At 52.5% G+C, this 26,506-nt stretch carries 23 protein-coding genes; 10 read left to right on the forward strand and 13 right to left on the reverse strand.

Going from position 1 to position 26,506, the window contains the following annotated elements; genetic code table 11:
* Positions 1-47: 47 nt before the first annotated feature.
* On the reverse strand, positions 48-3,677 hold the full coding sequence (putA, locus tag ABA45_RS13735) for a bifunctional proline dehydrogenase/L-glutamate gamma-semialdehyde dehydrogenase PutA (protein WP_048386998.1): 3,630 nt from the start codon (positions 3,675-3,677) through the stop codon (positions 48-50).
* Between the two features lie 370 nt (positions 3,678-4,047).
* On the opposite strand from putA, the gene ABA45_RS13740 reads away from it, so the two are divergent.
* The 8 genes from ABA45_RS13740 to mnhG all read left to right on the forward strand — a co-directional run bounded on the left by ABA45_RS13740 (position 4,048) and on the right by mnhG (position 10,481).
* Positions 4,048-4,503, forward strand: a complete 456-nt coding sequence (locus tag ABA45_RS13740; RefSeq protein ID WP_014872187.1) for an Lrp/AsnC family transcriptional regulator — start codon at positions 4,048-4,050, stop codon at positions 4,501-4,503.
* A gap of 183 nt (positions 4,504-4,686) precedes the next feature.
* A complete protein-coding gene (locus ABA45_RS13745) occupies positions 4,687-6,993 on the forward strand; it encodes a putative monovalent cation/H+ antiporter subunit A (protein ID WP_048387000.1) in 2,307 nt (768 codons plus the stop codon).
* On the forward strand, positions 6,990-7,415 hold the full coding sequence (locus tag ABA45_RS13750) for a Na+/H+ antiporter subunit B (RefSeq protein WP_048387002.1): 426 nt from the start codon (positions 6,990-6,992) through the stop codon (positions 7,413-7,415). Before ABA45_RS13745 ends, ABA45_RS13750 begins: the two co-directional genes overlap by 4 nt.
* 52 nt (positions 7,416-7,467) lie before the next feature.
* Complete coding sequence (locus tag ABA45_RS13755) at positions 7,468-7,815, forward strand: Na+/H+ antiporter subunit C (RefSeq protein WP_048387004.1); 348 nt, start codon at positions 7,468-7,470, stop codon at positions 7,813-7,815.
* A complete protein-coding gene (locus ABA45_RS13760) occupies positions 7,812-9,323 on the forward strand; it encodes a Na+/H+ antiporter subunit D (RefSeq protein WP_048387007.1) in 1,512 nt (503 codons plus the stop codon). Before ABA45_RS13755 ends, ABA45_RS13760 begins: the two co-directional genes overlap by 4 nt.
* On the forward strand, positions 9,320-9,793 hold the full coding sequence (locus ABA45_RS13765; RefSeq protein ID WP_041635303.1) for a Na+/H+ antiporter subunit E: 474 nt from the start codon (positions 9,320-9,322) through the stop codon (positions 9,791-9,793). The genes ABA45_RS13760 and ABA45_RS13765 overlap by 4 nt, the downstream gene beginning before the upstream one ends.
* Positions 9,794-9,804: 11 nt before the next feature.
* A complete protein-coding gene (locus ABA45_RS13770) occupies positions 9,805-10,071 on the forward strand; it encodes a monovalent cation/H+ antiporter complex subunit F (protein WP_048387010.1) in 267 nt (88 codons plus the stop codon).
* The gene (gene mnhG / locus ABA45_RS13775; RefSeq protein ID WP_014872193.1) at positions 10,068-10,481 is read left to right on the forward strand and encodes a monovalent cation/H(+) antiporter subunit G; all 414 of its coding nucleotides are present in this window, start codon (positions 10,068-10,070) and stop codon (positions 10,479-10,481) included. Before ABA45_RS13770 ends, mnhG begins: the two co-directional genes overlap by 4 nt.
* A gap of 176 nt (positions 10,482-10,657) precedes the next feature.
* Here mnhG and ABA45_RS13780 read toward each other — a convergent pair whose 3' ends face one another.
* The 5 genes from ABA45_RS13780 to ABA45_RS13800 all read right to left on the reverse strand — a co-directional run bounded on the left by ABA45_RS13780 (position 10,658) and on the right by ABA45_RS13800 (position 15,337).
* Positions 10,658-11,380, reverse strand: a complete 723-nt coding sequence (locus tag ABA45_RS13780; RefSeq protein WP_048387012.1) for an amino acid ABC transporter ATP-binding protein — start codon at positions 11,378-11,380, stop codon at positions 10,658-10,660.
* Entirely contained in the window at positions 11,377-12,030 is a 654-nt protein-coding gene (locus ABA45_RS13785; protein WP_048387013.1) for an amino acid ABC transporter permease, read from the reverse strand. The genes ABA45_RS13780 and ABA45_RS13785 overlap by 4 nt, the downstream gene beginning before the upstream one ends.
* Complete coding sequence (locus ABA45_RS13790) at positions 12,030-12,695, reverse strand: amino acid ABC transporter permease (protein ID WP_014872196.1); 666 nt, start codon at positions 12,693-12,695, stop codon at positions 12,030-12,032. Before ABA45_RS13790 ends, ABA45_RS13785 begins: the two co-directional genes overlap by 1 nt.
* Before the next feature lie 153 nt (positions 12,696-12,848).
* The gene (locus ABA45_RS13795) at positions 12,849-13,670 is read right to left on the reverse strand and encodes a transporter substrate-binding domain-containing protein (RefSeq protein WP_048387014.1); all 822 of its coding nucleotides are present in this window, start codon (positions 13,668-13,670) and stop codon (positions 12,849-12,851) included.
* Between the two features lie 533 nt (positions 13,671-14,203).
* Positions 14,204-15,337: a glycerate kinase family protein gene (locus ABA45_RS13800; RefSeq protein ID WP_048387015.1), complete on the reverse strand. Its 1,134-nt coding sequence runs from the start codon at positions 15,335-15,337 to the stop codon at positions 14,204-14,206.
* 209 nt (positions 15,338-15,546) lie between these two features.
* Between ABA45_RS13800 and ABA45_RS13805 the strand changes: the two genes are divergently transcribed.
* Positions 15,547-15,762, forward strand: a complete 216-nt coding sequence (locus ABA45_RS13805; RefSeq protein ID WP_157035554.1) for a hypothetical protein — start codon at positions 15,547-15,549, stop codon at positions 15,760-15,762.
* A gap of 41 nt (positions 15,763-15,803) precedes the next feature.
* On the opposite strand, the gene ABA45_RS19450 is transcribed toward ABA45_RS13805, so the two are convergent.
* Positions 15,804-16,553, reverse strand: a complete 750-nt coding sequence (locus tag ABA45_RS19450) for a fibro-slime domain-containing protein (protein WP_048387023.1) — start codon at positions 16,551-16,553, stop codon at positions 15,804-15,806.
* Positions 16,554-17,063: 510 nt separating this feature from the next.
* Here ABA45_RS19450 and ABA45_RS18325 point away from each other — a divergent pair.
* Positions 17,064-17,453: a hypothetical protein gene (locus tag ABA45_RS18325; RefSeq protein ID WP_053076190.1), complete on the forward strand. Its 390-nt coding sequence runs from the start codon at positions 17,064-17,066 to the stop codon at positions 17,451-17,453.
* A 148-nt stretch (positions 17,454-17,601) separates the two neighbouring features.
* Here the strand turns inward: ABA45_RS18325 and ABA45_RS13820 are convergent, their stop codons facing one another.
* The 6 genes from ABA45_RS13820 to ABA45_RS13845 form a co-directional block, all read right to left on the reverse strand.
* Positions 17,602-18,525 carry a LysR family transcriptional regulator gene (locus ABA45_RS13820; RefSeq protein WP_048387025.1) on the reverse strand — a complete coding sequence of 308 codons (924 nt, stop codon included), beginning with the start codon at positions 18,523-18,525 and terminating at the stop codon, positions 17,602-17,604.
* 113 nt (positions 18,526-18,638) lie between these two features.
* On the reverse strand, positions 18,639-19,067 hold the full coding sequence (locus ABA45_RS13825; RefSeq protein WP_048387027.1) for a universal stress protein: 429 nt from the start codon (positions 19,065-19,067) through the stop codon (positions 18,639-18,641).
* Between the two features lie 11 nt (positions 19,068-19,078).
* On the reverse strand, positions 19,079-21,673 hold the full coding sequence (locus ABA45_RS13830) for a TRAP transporter permease (RefSeq protein ID WP_048387029.1): 2,595 nt from the start codon (positions 21,671-21,673) through the stop codon (positions 19,079-19,081).
* Between the two features lie 151 nt (positions 21,674-21,824).
* A complete protein-coding gene (locus ABA45_RS13835) occupies positions 21,825-22,802 on the reverse strand; it encodes a TAXI family TRAP transporter solute-binding subunit (RefSeq protein ID WP_048387030.1) in 978 nt (325 codons plus the stop codon).
* 198 nt (positions 22,803-23,000) lie between these two features.
* Entirely contained in the window at positions 23,001-24,989 is a 1,989-nt protein-coding gene (locus tag ABA45_RS13840; protein WP_048387031.1) for a hypothetical protein, read from the reverse strand.
* An 85-nt stretch (positions 24,990-25,074) separates the two neighbouring features.
* Positions 25,075-26,400, reverse strand: a complete 1,326-nt coding sequence (locus ABA45_RS13845; RefSeq protein ID WP_048389092.1) for a PQQ-dependent sugar dehydrogenase — start codon at positions 26,398-26,400, stop codon at positions 25,075-25,077.
* Positions 26,401-26,506 lie beyond the last annotated feature (106 nt).

The raw sequence follows: 26,506 nt of genomic DNA on the forward strand, positions 1-26,506 counted from the left end.
GGCGCGGGCCCCTTTCAAGGGTCACCCGAGCCTTATGACGAGATTGCTTACTCTGACGCAGCGATCAGGCTGGCATTTCCGCCAGCAGCCGTTGTGTCAATACACAGGTGGCGCTCAATCACGTACCGCTGATCAAGTTTATGCTCGGTTATCAGTGGCAGCAGCGCACCATCGCGCTTTCTCAGCGCCTGGCGGTACGGTTTTAGCGCTGAGTGCTCGCCACAGCTGGTCACGGCCTCGAAGCCCTTAACGGTTTCAAGAGCATCTGGCTCCAGCTGGCCTTCCACACCAACCACCGGCAAACCCGCTTTGGCAGCGCGATCTACGGTATCACTGACACCCGGTGCAACCACCACGACTTTGTTGCCTTGTGCCAAAGCCATAACCATCTGTTCGATCGCTGTTTCTTTATCCGGGCCAAGACACAGCACCGTGCCACGGGCGTGATTGGTCAGGATATTGCTTTCACCGGTTGGCCCAGGCATGACCTCTTCGTGGGCGTCAAGTGGCTCTGGAACACTGTCAAAAACCGACTGCATGACCTCAACCCGCGCTTTTGGCGCTTGGGTGTTCATTCTGCCAAGCTTGCCGATCAGACTCTCCAGCGCTCTTGCATCCACTTTCTTGCCGCCCGATTCTGCCGGCCGCTGAACCGTTTCACCTTTCATAAATCGACGCACATACTGCGGGCCACCGGCTTTCGGACCCGTCCCCGACAAACCTTCGCCACCGAACGGCTGAGAACCCACGACCGCACCGATCTGATTCCGGTTGACGTAGATGTTACCGACCTTGATGCGACGGGAGATACGATCAATTCGGCTGTCTACCCGGCTGTGAACACCAAAGGTCAGGCCGTAGCCCTTTGCATTAATGTCGTCCACTACCTTGTCGATATCTTTCGCGTCAAAAGTAGCCACATGTAGAACCGGGCCGAAGATTTCTTCTTCCAGATCCGCAATACCGTTCACTTTGATCACCGCAGGAGACACAAAGTTGCCTTTGTGCGGCACTGACAGTTTCTTCAGCAACTGGTTCTTGTTCTCGAACTTCTTGCAGTGATCGATGATTTTCTTCGCAGACGGTTCATCAATGACCGGGCCTACATCTGTAGACAATAGCCACGGATCACCAATGCCCAGCTCTTCCATAGCGCCGAACAACATTTTCAGCAGACTATCTGCAATGTCTTTCTGCACATACAACATCCGCAGTGCAGAGCAACGCTGGCCAGCACTCTGGAAGGAAGAAGCCAGCACATCACGAACGACCTGTTCCGGCAATGCGGTGGAATCGACAATCATGGCGTTCAGGCCGCCAGTCTCTGCCACCAAGACGGCATCCGGTGCCATGTTTTCGGCCATGGCCTTGTCGATGATCTTGGCGGTATTGGTAGAACCGGTAAAACAGACGCCGGCTATACGAGAATCCGAAGTCAAGCCTGCACCTACCGTAGCGCCGGTGCCCGGCACCAGTTGAATCGCATCTTTAGGAATGCCTGCCTCGTGCATTAGCTCTACTGCTCGAGCTGCCAGCAGCGACGTTTGCTCGGCCGGCTTGGCCAGAACGACGTTACCCACCACCAGGTTAGCCAGAATCTGACCGGTGAAAATAGCCAGAGGGAAATTCCAGGGTGAGATACACACCACCGGGCCTATGGCTTCACCGCTGTTTTCATAGCGAACGCCTTCGTTGGCATAATAGTGGGCAAAATCCACCGCTTCGCGAATTTCAGCGACTGCATCCGACAACGATTTACCCGCCTCGCGGGTGGCCAGTGCAAAAAGCTCGAGGGTGTTCTCTTCATAAAGATCCGCGACTCGACGCAGGCAGGCGGCACGTTCTTCTGCGGGCGTGGCAGACCAGGACTTAAAAGCTTTCTGCGCGGCAGAAATTGCGGTTTCGATATCGGCTTCGCTAGCCTGGGTAACATGACCCACCAAATCTTCCGGATTGGCCGGGTTGCGAACTACCTGTACTTCGGTGCCCGATACCTTACCCGCAATCAGCGGCCCGCCGTTCCAATGATGCTCTCTGTAAGCATCGCGGCCCTTATCGATAGCTTCGATAGTGACTGAATCAGTCAAGTCCCAGCCTTTGGAGTTGCGACGATTCTCACCAAAAAGCCTGGCAGGACGCACAATCGCCTTACTGGAGATGTCGTCACCCATTTCCTTGACCAGATCGATCGGATCTTTTGCGATCATTTCAGGCGAAATGTCTTCATCCACAATTTGATTTACAAAGGAGCTGTTGGCACCGTTCTCCAGCAGACGACGAACCAGATACGCCAGCAGTTCATGATGAGGTCCTACTGGCGCATAGATCCGACAGGGTACGCCACTATCTCCCATGACCTGACTGTGCAGCGATTCACCCATGCCATGCAGGCGCTGAAACTCGAAGTTAGCTTCACCACGAACTCTGGCCAGCTCAAGAATTGCCGACACGGAGTGCGCGTTGTGGGTCGCGAACTGAGGGTAAATGCGATCCGTCATGTTCAGCAATTTGGTAGAACAAGACAGGAACGACACATCACTGCAGGCCTTGCGGGTAAACACAGGAAATCCGTCCAGGCCCATGACTTGGGCACGCTTTATTTCAGCGTCCCAGTAGGCACCTTTAACCAAGCGCACCATGATCCGACGATCGTATTTTTTGGCAATTCCGTACAACCAGTCCAGCATGAAAGGCGCGCGCTTACCGTAAGCCTGCACAACGACGCCGAAGCCATTCCAGCCTGCAAGTTCAGGGTCACTCAGCAGAGCCTCAATGACGTCCATTGAAAGTTCCAGCCGGTCCTGCTCTTCCGCATCAATATTGAAACCCATATTAGCGGCGGCCGCTTTTTTGACCAGTCGCATAGCCCTGGGCACAAGCTCCTTCATAACCCGCTCTTTATTGCCGTACTCATACCGTGCAAGCAGTGCAGAGAGCTTGACCGAAATGCCCGGATTCTTGCGAACGTCACCACTGCAATGCTTGGCGATGCTGTCAATCCCGTCAGAATAGGCATTGTAGTAACGCTGGGCATCGTGATCCGTGCGGGCAGCTTCTCCCAGCATGTCATAAGAATAGGTGTAGCCCTTTTTCATGTAGCCTTCACCGGCACTCTGGGCTTCTTTGATATCGCGCCCCAGAACGAATTGCCGCCCCATTTCCTTCATGGCTTGGCCTGCCACCGTGCGAATCACCGGCTCACCTAAGCGCTTCAGAAGCTTGCGGAGGGTTTCGCCCACGTTTTTGCGCTCGGAATCCTTGAGCAGATTGCTGGTCATCAGCAGGGCGATGGTCGCCGTGTTTATCAAAGAGGAAGAGGCTCTGCCCACATGGTCACCCCAGCACCCGGACGTGATCTTGTCTTCGATCAGATCATTAATAGTCGTAGCGTCCGGCACACGCAGCATGGCCTCAGCCAGGCACATGAGAGCAATACCCTCTTTCGTGGTCAGCCCGTACTCGGCCAGGAATTTTTCCATGATGGTGGGCTTGGCGTTCTTCCGAACGCCGCGAACCAGATCGGCCGCTCTAGCAGAGATGGCCTTGCTCTCGGACGGGGATAATTGAGCGCCAGCAATCATCTCGTGGACCACGACATGCTCGAACGCAAGATTGTAATCACGAATCGCCTGTCGGCTGTCGACAACTGCGGGAGTCTCTGATTGCTGCTGTCTCATGGTTGTACCCTCGTCTTCATTGTTTGTATTGCTCACCGTTCCCGCATTCTACCGAGAACAGCAAAAAAATTTTCACTGTAAAAAAGGAATTTACAGGCCAATTTGTCTTTTTTTGGAGGTAAAAAATGGCAAAAACTCTGAAGCAGCGCTGCTCGATAGGCTAAACTGCCTGATCTGAACACGTGAACACCACTATTTACCCTGATTACAGCACGCTTTCAAACTTTAAGCGTGGCCGTAGTATCGGTGTTTTGCGGGCGTTGATGGATGCAGAACCAAAACCTAGATAACTGAATTTCGAGCTCATATTAATTTTACGTATGAAAAACGGAAAAGTTCAAACAGACCGGTGCGTACCCAGCAGGAGATAATGATCGTGGAACTGGACCGGATTGATCACTCAATCATTCGCGAATTGCAGAAGAACGCTCGAGTCACCGTCACCGAGTTGGCGTCCCGGGTTGGACTGTCCAAGACACCCTGTCAGGTGCGTATGCGGCGGCTCGAAGAACAAGGGTACATAACCGGTTATACAGCGCTGGTTAATCACACCAAATTGCAACAAAGCCACATCGCGTTTACTGAGGTAAAACTGAGCGACACCAACAGCCACGCTCTCATCGCGTTCAACGAGGCTGTCATCCAGATCTCTGCCGTTGAGCAGTGCCACATGATTGCCGGTAACTTTGATTATCTGCTCAAAGTCCGCACCCGCAACATGGCTGAATACCGGCAAGTTCTCGGTGAACAAATTTCAGCCTTGCCCCACGTTTTACAAACCAGCACCTTTGTGGTGATGGAGAACGTCAAAGACGTAGGGGTCTGACACGTAAACCTAAACAAAATCGATGATAGAAGCGCACGCTCACGCGCTTTCTTGCCTTTAATCAAGTTGTCGGATAATCTCCCAAGTTGTTGAGAAAGAAGCGATAGTTAACATTTATAGGTTGGTTCCTCACCGGCAGTAACCTAATTATTTCAAAGGACCTGACTGGAGCGCGATCAACCTATGCTACTGGCTGTATTATCAGGGTTTTTACTTGCAATAGCCGTTCCGGCGCTACACCGGATGACCGGGAAATACATTGGTTGGGCGCTAGCCCTGCTGCCCGCTAGCCTTACGGTCTACTTCGCCAGCCTGATTCCAGCCGTCCAAACCGATGGTTCACTGCTTATCGAATATGCCTGGCTACCCGGCCTGGATATCACGCTGAATTTCCTGGTAGATGGGCTCTCCCTGGTTTTTGCATTGCTGATCAGCAGCATCGGCACGTTTATCCTTATTTATTCTGGCTCTTATCTCGCCGGACACAAATATCTGGCCCGGTTCTTTGTGTTGATGCTGTCTTTTATGGCGTCGATGTTCGGTCTGGTGCTTTCAGACAATCTTGTAACGCTCTTCGTGTTCTGGGAATTGACCAGCATTACGTCCTACCTGTTGATTGGTTTTAATCACGAAGACATTGAAACCCGAAAGTCTGCCCTACAAGGTCTTTTCGTAACGGTTGCCGGTGGCCTGGCACTGATGGCGGGCCTGATTCTGCTAGCCATCATGAGCGGCAGCTATTCGTTGTCTGAAATCTTGTCGTCAAACATGGCGCTGCACGAGCACGCGTTTTACACCGCAGCGGTTATTTGCATCCTGGCAGGCACGTTTACCAAATCAGCCCAAGTGCCCTTTCATTTCTGGCTTCCCAACGCCATGGCCGCGCCCACGCCGGTTTCCGCGTTTCTACATTCCGCTACCATGGTTAAGGCCGGTATCTACCTGATGGCCCGATTGAACCCCTCTCTTGGAGAAGGTGAACTCTGGAGCCAGACGCTCGTGCTTTTCGGCGCCGCGACTATGCTGACCGGAGCCTATCTGGCTTTCAGTAACACCGGTATTAAGAAGGTATTGGCCTATTCCACCATAATGGCTCTGGGCACCCTGACCATGCTAATCGGCGTGGGCACCGAACTGGCCCTGACCGCTTTTATCTGTTTTTTAGTAGCGCATTCCCTGTATAAGGGCGCCCTGTTCATGATCGCAGGGGCACTGGATCACCAGACCGGCACCAAGGACATCACCGTTATGGGTGGGCTGCGAAAAGCCATGCCGGTTACGGCGGTAATTGCCTGCCTCGCCGCTCTTTCCCAGGCAGGATTGCCACCGCTGTTCGGCTTTATAGCCAAGGAATTGCTGTTTGAGTCTCTTCTTGAATCGCCAATCTGGTCAGTCGGGCTAACCATCGCAGCGGTCTTGGCGGCAATGCTGCTTGTAGGCGTGGCCGGATTGGTTGCGGTCAAACCGTTCTTTGGGAAAAGCGGCAACACACCAAAAACACCCCATGAAGCGCCCTTTGGCATGCTGATTGGCCCGGCGGTGCTATCGGTGACTGCCCTAACGTTTGGCCTGGTACCTTTCCTTCCCGAAGCTGCATTACTGCAGGCAGCGGTCGCAAGCGTAAATGGAGCCGCCGTTGAAACTAATTTGGCGCTCTGGCATGGCGTCAACAAGCCGCTGATGCTGTCGGTCATTAGCCTGCTTCTGGGATGGGGCCTGTTGGCCAGCTGGAATCGGCTTCAGTCCCGTCTTCATGCGATCAATACGTCAGCCGCACGATTTGGCCCGGAGGCCGGGTATTTCAAATTTATGGAAGGCATCACCATCATCGCCGCCTGGCAAACCCGGGTACTCCAGAACGGTGTGCTTGGGCTGTATCTGCTAATTCTGGTTGCCGTGACCTTTGGTTTAACCGGCTATACGCTGCTGACTCAGCACGGAATCAATCTGACACTTGACCTTGCCGACAGTCACTTTTATGAGTGGGGGATTGCTCTGTTGTTGGTGGCGGCCGCGACTTTCTCCAGCACGACCCATTCACGCCTGGGTTCTGTTGCATCCATGGGCGTGCTTGGTTTTGGTGTTGCACTCACGTTCATTCTGTTCAGCGCACCGGATCTGGGTATAACCCAGCTGCTGGTAGAGACGTTGACAGTGATTCTACTGGTGCTGGTGCTGTTCAAACTGCCTGAATTTGGCAACCTGTCGTCCCCGTTTGAGCGTTACCGCGATCTTGCCGTTGCGATTTTCGCTGGCATGGTTATGACCCTGGTTATTCTTGCAGCGCTGGACGTGCAGTACTTCGAAAGCATCTCAAGCTATTACATTGAGAACAGCGCAACGCTTGCCTACGGTCGCAACATCGTCAACGTCATTCTGGTGGACTTCCGGGCGCTGGACACTCTGGGCGAAATCTTTGTTCTGTCTCTTGCGGCACTGGGTGTGCTCTCAATGATTAAACTGAAGGCGGAGGATCAGCACAAACCATGAAAACCAATACGCTGATTCTGCACACGGCGGCACTCTTCATTATGCCGCTGCAGTTGATGTTCTCGTTATTTCTGTTGCTCCGCGGCCATGACGAACCCGGCGGCGGTTTTATCGGCGGGCTTGTCGCCGCAAGTGCGTTCGTGCTTTACGCCTTCGCATTCGGTTCAACAGCCACACGGCGTATTCTTCGGGTCGACCCCCGGGATTTGCTGTCAGCGGGCCTGCTCTTCGCCCTTGCATCAACGATTCCCGCTTTTTTGGCCGGTCAACCCATGTTAACGGCCCATTGGTGGGAACTGCCTTTGCCTGGCGATACCTATCTCAAGCTGTCGACCGTGCTGATCTTCGATATCGGCGTTTACGCGGCCGTGCTCGGAACCATCATGACGTTTGTGATTAACCTGATGGAGTCGGAGGAATGATTCAGGATTGTCGTAACCACTCACCTCCGTTGAATTCACAAGGAGAGCCAGTATGGAAAGCTTGATGGCTTATGTCGTGGGCATCCTGTTCGCTGCAGCGATTTACATGATGCTGCGTCGCTCCATCGTCAAACTGGTTATCGGTCTGATCTTACTAAGCAACGCTGCCAATCTCCTTATTTTTGTGGTCTCAGGCATGACCCGCGGAGCGCCACCGCTGCTTCCGGAAGGGACCAGTGCACCACTGAGTGCCATAGCCGACCCGCTACCCCAAGCGTTGATCCTCACAGCAATTGTTATTGCCTTTGGTGTTCTGGCCTTTGCAGTGGTTCTGATACGCCGCGCCTATGAAGTCGTGGGAACCGATGACCTTGACCAGATGAAGGATACGGACACTTGAACTTGGAACTTGCCCTACCGATTCTGATACCGCTGACTGCCGGCGCAGTGTCGATAGCACTGTGGCGGTCGGTTCGCTATCAGCGCATTGTTGCCGTGCTGGCGACTGCTTTGCTTCTTGCCGCAAGCGTATGGTTGCTGCGCTCCACCATAGACCAGGGGTTTCTGGTTATGGAAATGGGAAGCTGGCCAGCGCCGTTCAGCATTGTGTTTGTCTCTGATATGCTCAGTGCCATCATGATCGTTCTGACCGGCATCATAGGGCTATCCATTGCCATCTATTCGCTGGCCTCCACGCCCAAAGGTCACGAAAAGTTTGGCTACTACCCACTGATGCATCTGCTGCTGGCAGGGGTTGCCGGCTCTTTTCTAACCGGCGATATTTTCAACCTTTTTGTTTGGTTCGAGGTGATGCTGCTCGCCTCCTTCGCCCTACTAACCTTGGGTGGTGAACGGGCACAAATGGAGGGCGCGATAAAATACGTCACCCTAAACTTGTTTTCGTCGGCCATTTTCCTGTCTGCGGTGGGTTTGCTTTACGGCACGGTCGGCACACTCAATATGGCCGACATTGCACAAAAAGTGGCCACCATTGAAGACCCCGGTATGATCACCGTCATATCGATGATGTTCATGGTGTCTTTCGGTATAAAGGCGGCGGCTTTTCCGCTATTTTTCTGGCTACCGGCTTCTTATCACACCCCCCAAGTCGCTGTTTCGGCGCTGTTCGCTGGCCTGCTAACCAAGGTAGGTGTCTACGCCCTTTACCGTGTTTTTACGCTGATTTTTACCCAAGACGTTGACTACACCCATACAATTCTTTTGTGGGCTGCCGCACTGACTATGCTGACCGGCGTACTTGGGGCTGCCGCGCAATTCGAGTTCCGCAGAATCCTATCGTTCCATATTGTCAGCCAGATTGGCTACATGCTTCTGGGCCTGGCGCTATTCACGCCGTTGGCCATTATTGGCGGGGTGTTTTACATCATGCACCACATCATTGTTAAGACGAATCTGTTCCTTATCAGTGGTATCACTTACCGGTTGCTTGGCAGTTACGACCTGAAAGACCTCGGAGGTATTTACAAAGAACGTCCTCTTTTGGCGCTGCTTTTTCTTATCCCCGCCCTATCACTTGCGGGCATTCCGCCGCTGTCCGGTTTCTTTGCAAAATTCGTGGTTATCCGCGCTGGCCTCGAAGCAGAGGCCTATGTTGTCACCGGTATTGCATTGCTGGTCGGTTTGCTGACTCTCTATTCCATGCTCAAAATCTGGGCGGAAGTGTTTTGGAAGAAAACACCGGAACACGTGACCGATTTGCGCCGTTTGCGGGGCGAGGTGAAAGAAAAACACAACTGGGCCTACTTCGTTCCAGTCATCGGCCTTGCCGCGTGCACCGTGTTTATTGGCCTTAACGGTCAGCCGATCTATGAGCTGGCAGAAATGGCCGCGCATCAACTGTTGAATCCACAGCTTTATATCGAAGCGGTTCTGGGGGCACAGCAATGATCGGTTTTTTCTGGAACATCATGCTGGCGCTGGCATGGGCAGCACTGAGCGGCGACTTCAGCGGCATGAATTTCGTGGCAGGCTTCTTCTTCGGCTATCTGGCGCTCATGGTCTTGCAAAGACAGGTGCCGGTACTTAAAGGCTATTCCAGGCGCATCCCGAGGGTCGTCGCATTTTTGGTGTTCTTTACAAAGGAACTGGTAAAAGCGAATTACCGCGTCGCCTACGACGTTGCCACACCGGTCTGGTATATGAAGCCCGGCGTTATTGCGTTTCGCCTCGAGGCCCGAACAGATGTCGAGATTATGTTCCTGAGCAGTGTGATTTCACTGACGCCAGGCACTCTGAGCCTGGACGTATCCGACGACAGAAAGGTGCTTTTTATACACGCCATGTTTCTGCAGGATGAAACACAGTTGCGGCAAGACCTCAGGGAACTTGAGCACAAAATCCTGAAGATCTTGCGCTGAGGAGCCAAAACGTGATTCCGCTTGTCATCAATATTGTTTATTTTCTGCTTTCCCTGGCGCTCTTGCTTGCGTTCATTCGCCTGACGCGAGGCCCGTCTCTTCCAGACAGAGTGGTGGCTTTGGAACTGATTGCATCGATTGTGGTCGGCTTTGTCGGGGTTCATGCGATTGACACCGGCATTTCAAGCCTGCTGGACGTCGCGATTGTTATCGCCCTGACCGCGTTTCTTGCAGCCATCGGCTTTGCGCGGTTTCTGGAACGGGGGACGCAAGAATGACAGATATCATCGTATCCATAATGCTACTGGCGGGCGCCAGCTTCATGTTGCTGGCTGCCGTTGGCATCGTTCGCCTTCCGGACTTGCCCACACGTATGCATGCGTCCACTAAAGCGGGTGCCATGGGGGCCATGTTTACAATGGCTGGAGTGGCGTTTTTCTTTGCCGACGGCGTCGTATTAGCAAGGGCACTCGCCATCGTCGTGTTCATCCTGATTACCTCGCCAATCGCCGCTCATGTTATCGGGCGTGCCGGTTACTTTATTGGAACACCACTCTGGAGCGGCACGGTAAAAGACGAACTTCGGGACAACTATGACTCGCAAACCCACACTCTCAAGAGCGGTTATGAAGACAGCCCTGAAAGCGTTACGCCACCTCACAAGCCGAAGCCAGACAAAACCCCCTAAACGCACCACCATCCCGTTAGTCGGGAGAATCAATACCCTGCATTTGTACTGAGCCGCCTCGCGCCATTACAGCCCGCCCTATCGAAAAGTGCTTGATGCAATGCGGTAACAAGATCATTAAAAAAGGGGTCGAGTTTTCACTCGACCCCTTACAAATTCACATCAGCAATGTCTTATCAGCGTACTTTTGACAGGAATTTCTGAGTTAGCGGGTTTTGCGGATCGGTAATAACCTGTTTAGCTTCACCAAGCTCGGCAATAACACCTTCGTGAAAGTAAGCCACGCGATCAGACACATCGCGCGCGAAACCCATTTCATGTGTCACACAGATCATGGTCATTCCCTCATCCGCCAACAGGCGCAGTGTATCCAAAACCTCACCCACCAATTCCGGGTCAAGAGCGGATGTAACCTCATCAAAAAGCATGTAATCCGGCTTCATGGCAAGGGCGCGGGCAATAGCAAGCCGCTGCTGTTGGCCACCAGACATTTTGGTAGGGTAAACGTCAAACTTGTCACCCAGGCCAACGTGCACGAGCTCTTTTTTAGCAACTTCAATCGCTTCTGCCTTGCTCATTTTTTTGACGATCCTAGGCGCCAGAGCGGCATTTTCCAGCACGGTCATGTGCGGAAAGGAATTCCATTGCTGAAATACCATGCCCAGTTTCTGGCGCAGCTTGTCTTTATTGGTCGCTTTGCTATGAACATCAACGTCATCGACAAAGATTTTACCTTTGTGAATGCCCTCAATGGCATTGATGCAATACAGCAGAGTCGACTTACCGCTTCCGGAGCCGCCGATAATGCTAAGCACTTCGCCTTTTTGAACATCCAAGCTAACGCCTTTCAGAACCTCTAGATCGCCAAAGGATTTATGGACATTCTGGATACTAATCATATTGCCATTTTCCTTTCAACATACCGGCCATATGACGATAAGGGGTATGAAATAATAAAGTAAAAGATACCAACACCAATCAAAATCTCTAGTGGTTGCTGGCTACGGGAGATGAGCTGGTCAGACGTACGCAGCAACTCCATATAACCAATAACAGAGACCAGAGCCGAGTCTTTGATGACACTTAAGGCAACACCCAACCAAGAGGGAAAGACAGCGCGCAAACCGATGGGTAAACGAATATAGAAAATGGTTTGCGCGTATGACATACCCAATGAGCGGGCTGAAGTCCGCATGGATTGATGCACGCTTTCGAAGCCACTACGGAAAACTTCGCTCATGAACGCCATGGTGTAAAGCGACAGAATAATGGAACCAGCCACAAACGGATCGAGTGGATATCCCATTACGCCAATAAAGGTCGAAAAAAGAATCAGCTGAATGATCAGCGGCACACTTCTGAGTATATCCAGCACACCACCAAGCAGTATGTTGACCACCTTGCTGCTTTCAGCGCGCAAAAAACCGACGGCCAAACCCAGCAGGGTTCCCAGCACTATCGCTACTATCGATATGGTCACCGTATTCATAACGCCGGTAAGAATAAAACCGGTATCGCTCCAAGACACAGGCGTAAACAAAGAATTCATCAGATTTCCCCTTTGAACAGTTTGCGGGAAAGAAGCGACGAACTGAACAGCACCAGCTTAGTGATGATGAAGTACATAACTGCTGCCACCATAAAGAACTCAAGCGTCCGGAATGACAACGACTGGAGTCTTTGGGTTGTTCCTGAAAGCTCCCCCATTCCCACCAAAATACCCAAGGAACTCATTAAGATAGACCAAACGAACTGGTTAGTCATCGGGTGATAGATTCGTCGAAGCATTTGCGGCAGGATAATGTATCGATACACTTGGATACTGGTCATGCCTAAAGATTTAGAAGCGCTGTACTGTGTGCTGGGTATAGACTGAAATCCTCCGCGGAAAGTCTCGGTCAAATAACCTGCATTGATAAAAATCAGTGCGCTCAACACGGCAACATAAGGGCTTAAATGAATGCCTAAAGCTCCCAGCCCAAAATAAGCCATATAGATTTGGAAAAGTGCGGGAGTGTTTCGGGCGATCTCGACCCAAGTGGTCGCAATATAACAATAGGGTTTGCTGTTGTTCATCTTTGCAATCGCCAACAATATCGCTATCACAATGCCCAGAAGCATTGCGAGCACAGATACGTGCAAGGTTACAAAGGCCCCATTCAGCAACTCAGGCATATTCTGGAACACGACGTTCCAGTGAAATTCATAATCCATACCTTGGCCACTTTCTGTGGTTAAGAAGGGACCTGATGAGGGCTTTATTAAAACACCCATCAGAATTCGAAGCCGTTACGCGTAGACATATGCGTTTGGCCTATCAACAAGTAATATTGGCAGCCGCCTGACTGGCGGCCACCGATATCGTTATTACTTGTTATCCCTCAAGGACTGAATCAGATCAGCAGGCGCATCTGAACCGAAGTACGTGTTGTAGTGCGTATTCATGTTGCCACCGCGAATCTGATGCACCAAGAATAGGTTCAGGTAGCTAATCCAGGCGCCTTCGCTTCTTTTCGCAATCAGGCCTACGACGTCGTCATAGTTGGGTACGAAAGGCCCCGCAGCAAAATCTTTGAACTCTTCGCTTTGCAGCTTGGTGGCAATATTGGTGTTGGTTGAGATAACCGCATCCACTTTGCCTTGGTACAAGCCCAGGTAGGCATCGTTTTCAGACTTGAACGCTGTGTAATTATCTGTTCCCCAGCCTTTTTTCTCAGCATAGGCAAGGTATTCAGTTTCGTAAGTAGTACCCAGTGCAGCACCAACCTTCAGATTCTCAAGATCGTCAAACGACTGGATATTCTTGTCTTTCGAGGCAATTACCTGGAATTTGAAAACAAAGTACGGGTAGGTGAATCCAACGGATTTTGCACGTTCCAGAGTGTCGGAAGTGGAGCCGATAACCACATCGGTTTTTCCGGAAATCAAGGATGGGATTCGATCACCCCAGGTAAGATTTAATATATTTGACTCCACGCCGAGGGCGGCAGCCAGATCGTTACAATAACCTACGTCAAAACCTGCGGGCTGATTGTTCTCGTCAAAATAACCCATTGGTGGGAAATCGAGGACCACACCACAGTTCAATGTGCCTCGCTGAATCACGGTGTCAAGCTGATCGGCTGTAGCATTCACGGAGGTGAACGCAATGCAGGAAAGTACGAGTGACGTTGCTAATTTACGCATCATAGTTTGTTTCTCTGGTTCTTTTTTGTTACGTCATAAGTTACGAAACTTACATAGACTTAAACTAATCACTCGCAGCTTACCTTAGATTTGTGAGTGAAAATCACTAAAAAGCATGATTAAAGAGGTTATTTAACTTTTATATATGTCTTTGATAGGGAATTACGAAAAAAACCAATGGAAACTCAGTCAAAACCGTCCAAAAATAAAATCAAGATGCCGATCCAGTCTTCTGAATTATGAATTTTTTACCCTTAACCCTCAGAATACGAACAGAATTATTTTGAGGCCAGCCTGAGCGAAAGGAAAAGCCTCCGCGGGGGTTTGTGAACGGCACAAAAGTCGAAATAACGGCAACCGTTCGTTATAGGGCCTCCTGCTATCGCGTCCCATGGCCCCGGCAAACGCATTACTGCTATCAAGCAGCTCACATCGGCGCAGTCGCAACAACTCCTTGTTAAAGGATGGGGATGGGGATACGACTCATTAAGCCACTACATGACAAGTATTACCGCGATCTACGCATATCTCGTTTTTTATTTCAGCCTTGAAACAAGCCGAGCCAATTGCTCGCTGGTGCTTTCAAGATAGTGCGCTGCATGTGCGATGGCGTCGCTTTTACTGATCGGCCCCGGGGCAATCGAGAAAACCGACGTAATGCCCGCCTCATGAATGGCCGTCATATTTTCACTCCCCAACATGCCGGCGAGGCCTATTACAGGTACCTGATAGCGTTGTGCCAGTTTGGCGACGCCTGTCGGCGTTTTACCAGAGGCACTCTGGCCGTCAATCGCCCCTTCAGCCGTAATCACCAAGTCGGCTGCCTTCATCTGTGCGTCCATACCCACGGCAGCCATCACTAACTCGATACCGGGCCTTAAAACCCCTCCAAGAATCCCGGCGACCGTTCCCCCAATTCCGCCCGCCGCACCACTTCCTGCAAAGCTGCTTATGTCGTAACCACTTAACTTCACACACTGGGCAAAGTGAGTAAGATTGGCGTCGAGTACTTTGACGTCGTCTGCCGAAGCGCCTTTTTGTGGCCCAAACACGGCTGCCGCGCCCAAGTTGCCAAGTAAGGGGTTCGTCACATCGCATGCGACCACAACGTCTATGCCTGCCAGTTTTGCTTTTACGTCGGCAATATCAAAGTGGCTGATATATTTTAAACCCTCACCACCAGGAGGTATGGATTGGCCTTTACTGTCCAGTAATTGTGCGCCCATAGCTTGCAGCAAACCCGCGCCACCATCGGTGGTGGCACTGCCACCCAAGCAAACGATAAGAGTCTTTGGCCGGTGTTTCAACGCAGCCATGATGAGCTGGCCAGTGCCATAACTGGACGCTGTCATCGCATTACGGTCAGGTTCGGCCACGCAGTGCAGGCCGCTTGCCTCCGCAACCTCAACGATGGCAGTTTCCCCATCATCTATCAGCCCGTAACTGGCGTTGACCGGGATGCCAGAGGGGCCACTTACCCGTGCCTGGTGCAACGTGCCGTGCATAGCCCCCACAAGAGTGGCCGTCGTGCCTTCGCCGCCATCTGCCAGGGGGATTTTAATCACCTGGTCAGCCGGAGCACCACGCAACCAACCTACGGCGATCGCGTCAGCAACGGCTTTCGCCGTCAGACACTCTTTGAACGAGTCAGGGGCAATGAGCACACGCATACTGCAGTCCTTACCAATATATTGATTTATTCATCACTCTTAGTGGTACCAGAAATACCAAGCAACAATGATGCAACATAGCACTACATATTGATAATGCTCACCTCGGATTTAGGAACACTCACGTGATTCCAGGCCCCTGACATACAAATCAATAATTTTTAGGGAAATATCTATGCATAAATTTGCCGCAACCAAACAATACCGACATGGCGATTGTCCCTGGAATGCCAAAAACAAAAACCGATTGGATCAATGATGAGGTGGTTAGACTTGCGGAATCAATAGGCTTCGTGGCACCAGCCAAACAAAAACTGGTTGTGCTGATGTATGAGCAGGAACACGTCAAAACACTAGCGTTTAGGATCGCGGTTGAAATAATTGAAGGCATCATAACGTTTTGCGAACAAATTTTGCCTGGCTAGAAAACGCTACTTCTGTTTTCAGCCAGACTTTTTCAGGTCAATCAGGACTTGCGACGACTGCGAGAAGCAATCAAACCAGCCAGCCCCAAACCGAACAGGGCAAGTGATCCAGGCTCAGGAACATCAACCTGGGGGCCCACTCGGAAAGACGTGGTGATATTGAAGTTTGACTGGGTTAAGTGGCGCTCTGCAAAAAAGATATCCAAATCGTATTCGGTATTTTCCAATAGGCCCATATGAATAAGATCAGCGCCGGTAATCGAGGACGTTACCGGGGCATGAACGCCCCCGAGGTCCATGATCAGCATGCCATTGATGAATACCCAAAGATCGTCGTCGCCAGTAAAGCTGAAGACGTCACCAGACTCAAACGACGTAGTGCCGCCCAACTTCATAGTGAAGTGGTAGTTATGGCTATTGCCTTCATTACCACCAAGTTGATTATCGATGGGAAAAAAAGCGTTGCTGGCGTATGAAAATTGACCAGATCCGGGCGATGTTTCATCCAGCGGGAGATTAAAAGCTGTCGAACCGGCACCTGTGTCAGTCCACCAATTATTAAAAGTAGTACTACTGGTAACACCACCACCACTGCCAGTGACGTAAACTGGGTTGCCATCAACACCGAGTGAAGACTCCACCATCCCCGTGGTCAACCCACTGATAGTATCCTGAAAATCAGGCTCTGAACTTGTTTTATCGAAAATGGTACCTGATAGCACTATGCCTGCAAAGGCTGGAGATGCTGTCAAAAGAGATGTAATTCCTGCAGCTAATAGTATCTTTTTCATCGATCTGTACCCCTTTAGTTAAACCGATTCTAAAGCCCGGCTTTAGCAATTAAAATTACGCAGATATTGCGCCATGTCCTGAAACAATCGCTAAATCAGATAAGTAACTAAAGCACACACATCAACATTTGATGAAAGTGTAAGATTTTCTGACGCTCTATGGGCCGCGGCGAACCGGGCTTTGAGACCTATCGGCGCACACGCCTCCAATACGAAAACCGGGACAGATTTAATGAAAAAGCGTTACGCAGGAAAGCCTGCATATTACGACAAAGAGAGACAGCATTTACACACTTGGCGATCAGGCGGTAAACCAACCGATTGGGGCTGAGGCTAATCGACGACGCTATAGCCTATCACTGAACTCATCACTCACAGTGATACCAGGAATATCAGGCAACAATTATTCAACCTGGCTCCCCATCCTGATAATGCCTTCATCGGATTAGAAAGCACCCACGTGATTTCCAGTCCCTGACAAACTAATCAAAAATCCTAAGGAAACCAACCATGCGAAACATTACCGCAACCACAACCCTAATCGTAGCCGCCTTGGCCGCTTTCGCCCTTCCAGCTTCTGCCAGCCTGGCAGACCGAAAATCAGACGAGCAGAAGATCGAACAGCCAGCGGCACCCGCTCCATACAGCGGTCACGACGTAATTCGTGGCGAGATTATTGCCAGCTTGGCAGACCGAAAATCCGATGAGCAGAAGATCGAGCAGCCAGCGGCACCCGCTCCATACAGCGGTCACGACGTAATTCGCGGCGAGATTATTGCCAGCCTGGCAGACCGAAAATCCGATGAGCAGAAGATCCAACAGCCAGCGGCACCCGCTCCATACAGCGGTCACGACGTAATTCGCGGCGAGATTATTACCGCCAACCACACATTTAGCTAATTCACACCCAAAACCTGGACAGCATAGCCACTGCGTTCAAGCACTCGAAGGTCGGAATGTATTTTTTACCCGCTACTCAGCGGTAAAACATATTTTCCCGACCTGCTGGGCTTAATTCTGCACTGTCAATATCATCATAAATGCCGGCTTAGCCTGTCGTATCCATGATGCTTGAATAACGTTCTTTCAGCGAGCTCTCGATCAACTCTCGCAACCAGACAACGCCGGGATCGCGGTCGTGCCTGGTATGCCAAAACAAATAGAGGCTGCTGGGATCCAAGTCAAACGGCAAGCACGTGACCCATAGATTCTCTGTGAAGTCGCTACTTTGAAGAATAACATCCGGGACTGCACAAATAAGGTCGGTGTGGCGCAACAACCTGGGCACTCCCACAAACTCATTCACCGTCACCGCAATGCGCCGGTTAAGCCCTTCCAGGTCTAGATAGCTATCGACAATCCCGTGAGCTTCGCCGGACATAGTCACCAATAAATGCCGCGCATCAATGAAGTCTTCCATAGATAACAATTTATTTGCGAGTGGATGATCGGCCCGCATGGCAACCTGATAACCCCCCTGAAACAAAAAGATACTTCTAAGGCTGTTGTCATGATGGCTGATCGGCCCAATCGCGAGATCCACACTGGCTTCGCGTAAGTCATTGTAGGTCCCTTCCGGTGTGTAGGGCACAGCGTGAAGGTCGATGCCTGGAGCCACTCGCTCGAGTTTTTGAGCCAGTTGGCGCCAGATCATCTCTACGGTGAGATCCGTAACCGCAATCCGGAAAGTCCGACTCGCCTGCGCGGGGTCAAATTTAGTGGATCTTACGGCGGTTGACAGGTCATAGATTGGGCCCCGAATACGTTCCCAAAGGCTGAACGCATAGGATGTCGGTTCAATTTTTCGCCCCTTTCGCACGAACAGCGGGTCTTTCCAAACCTGCCTCATTCGCGAAATCGCGTTGGATACCGCTGGTTGCGTCATTGCCAGGCTTTCAGCCGCGCGAGTGACCGAACGCTCGGTCATGATCGCATCGAACACATAAAGTAGCTGCAACTCGTGGCTTTTCATCGAGCGGTTTTACTCCGGTCTGGAAAGACCCGCTGTTCGTGCGGAAGGGGTGCAGGAAAACAGTCGTCGCATGCCGTAAACGCCTAAGCCTGAGCTTAGGCTTAGGCTTAGGCTTAGCGCACGATCATTACCGACATTTTGGCATGATGCACCACATGCTCGGCATTGGGACCCAACACATAATCGGCGAACTTACGCTTGCTATGGGACGCCATAACGATTAAATCGATATCGAGTTGCTTGGCCACCTTGATGATCGCCTCCCACGGTGAGCCATCAACAATAACGCTTTGCGCCCTTACATCCGCTGGCACGTTCGCCTTGATAAAGGCGTGTTGAGCCTTGGCTATCGCCTCATGGGCTTTCTTGGCGAAGTCCTTGGGAAAATAAGACCCCACTATCGGCATATTGTAGTCCGGCAGAACCGTGACCAAATGCAACGATGCGTCAAAACTTCTGCATAGCGTCAAGGCGGTGGGAAACGCCTTCGACCAAGATGCATCCTCGTTCAGGTCCAGTGGCAACATGATTTTGCTGTACATGGCAATCTCCTTCAAGCAGTGGCGGTAGTCGCCGTATTATCACGACGCCGGCGCTGCAACATGACGACCAGCCCGAAGACCAGGAAGGCGGGAATCCACATCAGCTCCTTAGTCCAGCGGTCAACAGGCGCCAGTACCTCGATAATTTCCTGGTCAAAGTCGAATCCAAGATCAGACGCCTGGCTGCCATAGGCCACCATATCGACAATTGCCTTGTTACCTTTGATCAACAGCTCCAGGCCCAGATTATCGAGCCGCTCCTGCCCGCTATCGCCATCTGGCACTGGCACGGTCATGTAGGTGGTCATAGGATCGCCGAACGCATCAAGACCTGCAATCTGTATGCGCAATGCAGAGTCTTCATCGGCACTGCCCATGGCCTCCACGAATTGTGCAGGTGGCATGGACTCATAAGGATCGTGAATCATGTCCATCCAGAACCCGGGCCGGAACAGCGTGAACGCAATCAGCAACAACACGGCGGATTCATACCAGCGGCTGCGGGTGATCATGTAACCCTGAGTCGCCGCCGCGAATATCAGCATGGCGATTGTCGACACCACAAAAATCAAAATCCCCTGCAAGAAAGTTACATCGATCAGCAACAGATCCGTATTAAAGATGAACAGGAACGGAAGCGCCGCCGTGCGAAGGCTGTAGTAAAATGCCTGGAAACCGGTCCGGATTGGATCGCCGCCGGAAACCGCCGCCGCCGCGAAGGACGCAAGCCCCACCGGTGGCGTAACGTCAGCCATGATGCCGAAGTAGAACACGAACAGATGCACCGCAATCAACGGCACCAGCAGCCCGTTCTCTGCGCCCAACTGAACAATGACCGGCGCCAACAGCGCCGAGACCACAATGTAGTTAGCCGTCGTGGGCAAACCCATGCCCAAAATCAAACTAAGCACCGCCGTAAGCAGCAAGATTAGCAGCAGGTTCCCCATCGCGAGAATTTCCACTACTTCCGCCAGCACCAACCCCACTCCGGTCTGCGACACAGCCCCAACGATGATACCCGCCGTGGCCGTGGCAATACCGATGCCAATCATGTTGCGGGCACCTGTAACCAATCCAACCCACAAATCCAGGACGCCTTCGCGCAAGTCAGCGCCCATTTTGCTGCGACCGCGAAAAATGGAGGTAATAGGACGCTGGGTCAAAATGATAAAGACCATGAACACCGTAGCCCAGAAAGCCGACAAACCCGGCGACAGGCGCTCCACCATCAAACACCAGACCAGCACAACCACCGGTAGGATGTACTGCAAACCCACCAACACGGTGGGCCTGGTTTGCGGCAGCGAATAGATTGGCTGATTGGGATCATCCAACTCGAGTTCAGGGTAACCGGCTGCCAGTTTAAGCAGGGCGACATAAATCGCCGCCAACCCAACCGAGACCACCCAGGGAGTGGCTTCACCAAGAACCGGTTTGAGCCAGCCAAGGCCGTAATAGACGACCATAGCCGTCACCATCATCAACAGAAGCCCACCGAGAAAGCCCATCACCTTGCGCACCAGGGGCTTAGGCGGGTTGCTGCTTGCAAGGCCCTCCATGTTCGCTTTCAAGGCCTCCAGGTGAACGATATAGACCAGTGCGATATAAGAAATCAAGGCAGGCAAGAAGGCATGCTTGATGACATCGACATAGGAAATACCCACATATTCAACCATCAGGAACGCGGCCGCGCCCATAACAGGCGGCATGATCTGACCATTGACCGAAGATGCCACCTCGACAGCCCCTGCTTTCTCAGCAGAAAAGCCAACACGTTTCATCATCGGAATAGTAAAGGTGCCCGTGGTGACCACGTTGGCAATCGATGAGCCAGAGATCAGACCGGTCATGGCAGACGCCACGACGGCAGCTTTCGCCGGCCCGCCCTTGTAATGGCCAAGCAACGAGAACGCCACCTTAATGAAATAGTTGCCCGCTCCGGCCTTGTCGAGCAAAGCGCCGAACAACACGAACAGGAACACGAAACTGGTCGAGACTCCCAGCGCAATGCCGAAAACCCCTTGGGTCGTCAACCACTGGTGATTAATAAGCCCAAAAAGGCTGACCCCGCCATGGGATAGAATACCGGGCATCCAAGGGCCAGCAAGGCTATAAATAAGAAAAACCGACGCCACAATCATCAGCGGCGGGCCCAACGCCCGACGGGTCGCCTCGAGCAACAGCAGTATCCCTACCACCCCAACGATCACGTCCTGCAATATCGGCGCACCAGGGCGCTGAGACAGCCCTTCGTAAAAGATAAACATGTAAGCGCCGCAGAACGCCGCCAACGTGGCAAGCACCCAATCCTGGATGGGAATTCGATCGCGGGGCGAACGCTTAAAAGCGGGATAGGCCATATAGGCTAGAAAAAGCGCAAATGCCAAGTGAATGGAGCGGGACTCCGTGGCACTAAACACCCCGAAACCCAAAATGAAAGGCACCGGAGAGGCAATCCATAATTGAAACAGCGACCATGTCGCCGCAATACTCACCAATAGCTTACCGGGCATACCAGCTGGTTTACGGGCTCCCGAGTCACTGGAGGCAACCATGTCCTCCAAATCGGCACTCGAGTCTCGAGGTTTTGTATTTTCGTCAGTCATACCCAGCCCTATCTGACGTCAGTCAGGTCGACATTAATATATTTATTGCGCTTGAAAACGTCACCACAAACGCACTGCGCGGATTCCTACAAGCATCCGCGCATCGTTCACTCGGTTTTAAAAGCCGTCAGAAACGGCCATCAAAACAAGATTACTTAATCCAACCTTGCTCACGATAGTAGCGAGCAGCGCCATCATGCAGCGGTGCTGACAGCCCCTGTGTCGCCATTTCCTCGGCAACCAAGTTCTCAAAGGCCGGGTGCAGACGCTTGAAGCGATCGAAATTATCAAAGACGGCTTTGACCGTCTGATAGATAACTTCGTCATCAGCCTTAACGGTAGTCACGAAAGTTGCCGCCACGCCGAAGGTCTCGACGTCTTCGTCATTGCCTTTGTAAAGGCCACCAGGGATCACCGATGCGGAGTAGTACGGATACTCGGCAACGATGCCTTTAACCTCTTCGTCGTTCAACGGGATAAGACGAGCATCAACGGTCGTGGTCGCTTCTTGAATGGAGCCGTTGGGGTGCCCTACTACATAAACCATCGCATCGATATTGTTATCGGCGAGCGCTGAGGCTTGCTCGGCGGCATCCAACTGCGACGCCAGGGAGAAGGTATCCATGGTCCAGCCTTTGGCGTCCATTACCACTTGCATCGTATTGCGCTGGCCAGAGCCGGGGTTGCCGATGTTGACGCGCTTGCCCACAAGGTCATCCAGGGTAGTGATGCCAGAATCAGCACGCGCCAGCAAAGTCAAAGGCTCGCCATGAACCCGAAAAACGGCACGCAGGTCCGTATAGGCATCGCCTTCGAAGCTTTTGGTGCCGTTGTAGGCCTGGTACTGAACATCGGACTGAGCGACACCCATGTCCAACTCGCCGGACTTGATGCCATTGATGTTGGCAACAGAACCACCGGTAGATGGCGCATTACACTTAATATTGGCGTCTTCCAGACGATTGACCAGACGACAGATCGACTGACCAACCACGTAGTAAACGCCGGTTTGGCCGCCGGTGCCGATGGTAATGAACTGCTCTTGGTCTTGAGCCATCGCAGGTGATGCAAACATGGCAGCACTCAGCAGGGTGCCGGCAAATGCGGCGGAGAAAGCATGGCGTTTCATAAACACACCTCAATAATTGTCGTTATGGTCGGTAAAAGTTTGCGAGATCTGCATTCGGCGGATTTACCGACGAAACACCATCTCGCGTTACTTTAGCGAAAAAATACGCGTACGGAAAAAGCCTGCTTAGTGAGGTCTGTTTCCCTTATTCCTCAGTTTAGCCGCGACTTACGTGAAGTAAAGCTTAATTTACCGACCCTAACGCCCCAAAGCCCAACTGTTTTGGGCCAAGTGCATAGCCTGTTTTACGTCATCGGTTGGAATATCACCCGGCTCACCCTTTTCGAGCGGGTCATAGTGAAACACGTACAACCGCGAGGCAAACTCGGCCACCGGCAACGAGGCTTCACCGTAGAGCTCGTCGTGGCCTTGGGTCGAGGTGACAATTCCCTGACCCCAGTTTTGCCCGCTGTCGTTATTAGGATTAAAGAAATAAACGCGCATAACCTCAGCTGGATCCAGCGCAAGCCGCTGGATAGTGATGGCGTGCCAGCCAAGAAAGCGGGTGGCACTGTCGGTCACCGCGATACCGGCTGGCTGAGGATCAATAACCGGAATGTTGCCGTTGTAAAAAGGGTGATAGGCAGCATAAAAATCTCGAATAAACCCTTCAAAGTCCTTCAGGCCACCGGTGAATATGTCGACGGCTATGCGAAATCCGTGGCCCACACGATCACCGTGAAATGCGGAGTTAACCCATTTGTGCGGATCTTCTCCACGCCCGGCGCTGCGACGACCCATTTCAAAGTAGATGCGATCCAGGTGCGGCAACGTCAGCAGTGAAACCGCATCTACATCCACCGGAGGCTCGCTAGCCAGCCCGGCGCCCAGATCCCGCGAAGAAATACTGTTGCCCTCAAAGCGCATCACCACTTCGTCGTCGCGGGCTGCCCAGGCAAGAACCCGAAGCAGTTCCGCCGGCATGTTGTAAGCCCACATAGACAATGCGCGAGTAGACTGACAGGTAGGATAGTTCCCTTGCCCCACCCCTAGCGGGCACCCGAACACATTAAGAACATCCGCAAGCAGAAAGCATTCTGGCGAACGGCTACACCCAAAGACCGCCACAATTTTCTCGGATGCGGCCTCGCACAGCGACAGTCGTATTTGTCGCCACAGAGACGGCGCCACCGGAGGCGCGTAGAGAATGCCCCGTTCGAGCATCATCGCCAGTCCGTAGGCACATTGGCTGGTCTCGGGAAACAAGGCCTCGTCAATCAGGGTGTGAATCAACGCCGGATAGCAGTGAAAGGCGTCGACGCCCGTGTGGCTCAGGCCCAAAGCGGTGGGGATCAGGTCGTTCCAACGGCTACGCAGGTAACGTATAAAGCCAGGCATATACGGCGAAACCAGGCCGGTACTGTGCATGGCCTTGGCAAAGGCGATGGCCTCTCGCAGCAAGGTGGCATCGTCCATCTGTGCCAGCCGTTCAGCGTAAACATCGAAGCCGGGATCTTCGCAACAGCCCTCGGTAGGGCTGAACACGGCATGGATCAGTTGCAGCGCGTCGTCGCCGACGTCGCCACCGAGCCCATCCGGCTTTTGCAGGCAGACGGCGATCTGCGTCACCATTTGTTTAACACCACCCACCTGAACCGGCCGTTGCGCCAGAATTCGCCAGACTTCGGCCACTAAATGTTCCAGAAGATTCTCGTAGCCCAAATGCCGAAGCAGAAAGTGATACAGATCTTGAACGGCGAAGCCGAGCCCATCCGGCCGCAGCCGGTCCCTGTCCTGAAGATCACTGACCACCAGATCCAGATTCATCGCCAGTACCTGGGCGAGAAAGTGGTGGGCGTGTTCTGCCGAGATAGAAGGATGACGGTAGTGACCTTTGGCCACCGCTAAAAGGCGAATCTGGCTAAGGATTTCAACTAGGGTTACCACCGGTTCGCCATGGCGAATCGTGCGCACGGCCAGCGAGGGCACCAACGTCTGAGGATAATCCCAATCACTGCCACCAAAGCACCCCGCCGCCTCAATCGCCGGCACGCGCTGATAGAGAGCTTCGAGGCCTTCGTTAGTAAACATCAAGGCCTGTGCTGCTTCTATGACCTCTAAAACGGGCGACACGACCTCGGTCGCATTGATTTCAGCAAGGCGTTTGATGGCCGCGTCGAGTGATTTTTCTAGCTCATCTGACGCGCTGTTGTGCTGATTCACGGGGATGCAGGTTGCTCTACTCATGCCTTGCGATCCTCCGGTCAATCCCCGGACATGTCAACCTGACCCGGTATCCACACGTACATACCTTGGGCGGAAAAACCGCTATTCACTGTGCCGCCGACTCAGCGCGACTGACCCGCCAGATGATATTGCCCACATCATCCGCCACTAAAAGGCCACCCTGCTTGTCGATAACAACGCCCACAGGACGCCCCTGGGCTTTGTCGTCAGCGTTGATGAACCCGGTGAGTATATCGACCGGCTGACCATCAGGCTCACCATCGGTGAAAGGAACAAAAATGACTTTATAACCACTGCGGGGTTTGCGGTTCCAGGAGCCGTGCTGGCCCACAAACATGCCGTTTTTAAATTGCTCGGGCAACGTGTTGCCCTCGGCGGCCGTTAGCCCCAGTGAAGCGGTGTGCGGCCCGAGGGCGTAATCGGGCTTGATAGCCCGGGCCACTTTCGCCGGGTGTTGCGGTTTTACCCTCTCATCCACATTCTGGCCAAAATAGCTGAAGGGCCAACCGAAGAAACCACCATCCGCCACCGATGTCATGTAATCCGGCACTAGGTCACTGCCAAGCAGGTCACGCTCATTGACAGCAACCCAGAGCTCGCCGCTTTCCGGCTGCCAGGCCATACCCACCGGATTGCGTAGGCCAGTGGCAAATTCGCGGTGCTGACCGGTTTCGGGGTCGATTTCCCAAATGGATGCACGACCTTCCTCATTCTCAAGACCGTTTTCGCCGATATTACTGTTCGACCCCACACCGACGTAAAGCTTGCTGCCATCCGGGCTGGCAATCATGCTCTTGGTCCAGTGATGATTGATCTTGCCGGCTGGCAGATCGGTAACTTTGGTGCCTTCGGCGGTGATGCGTGTCTGGCCCGTCTTGTAGGGAAAACGCATGACGGCGTTCGTGTTGGCAACGTAGAAGTCGTTCCCGATCAGAGCCATACCAAACGGAGAGTGCAGGTCTTTAAGTAGCGTCGAACGTTTGTCGGCTACGCCGTCACCATCACTGTCACGCAGCAGAGTAATCCTGTCGGCGCTGGGAACAGTGGCACCGGCATCGTCCATGATCATTCTCGTGATCCAGCCACGAATACCTTGATGACTGTCCGGGTTCGGCTGGGCATTGGTTTCGGCAACCAGCACATCACCATTGGGTAGCACATAGAGCCAGCGGGGATGTTCCAGATTGTCTGCGAAGGCGACCACCCGGGTTCCCGCAACGGCATCGGGTTTTCCGCTGGAAGGCCAGCCGGTGGCTTTGGCAATATTGACGGTGGGAATCAGGGACTCGCTCGGACTGGGCAATACCGGATCAGGGCCGGTTCCCTCGGCAACGGAGAACTGAGCTGTATTCCCGCAGGCAGTAAGCGTGAGTATCAGGCCGATAGGTAATAACAGGTGACGCTGTTTCATACTCATAAACTCCAAAATCAGAACAACCAGAGCGTAGGCCGATTTCGCTGTCACTGCGAGAGACTTCCGACGTTTATTGACTGACTTGGTACCGAACTTTTCGTGC

The sequence above is a fragment of the Marinobacter psychrophilus genome (assembly GCF_001043175.1).
GTDB lineage: Bacteria > Pseudomonadota > Gammaproteobacteria > Pseudomonadales > Oleiphilaceae > Marinobacter > Marinobacter psychrophilus.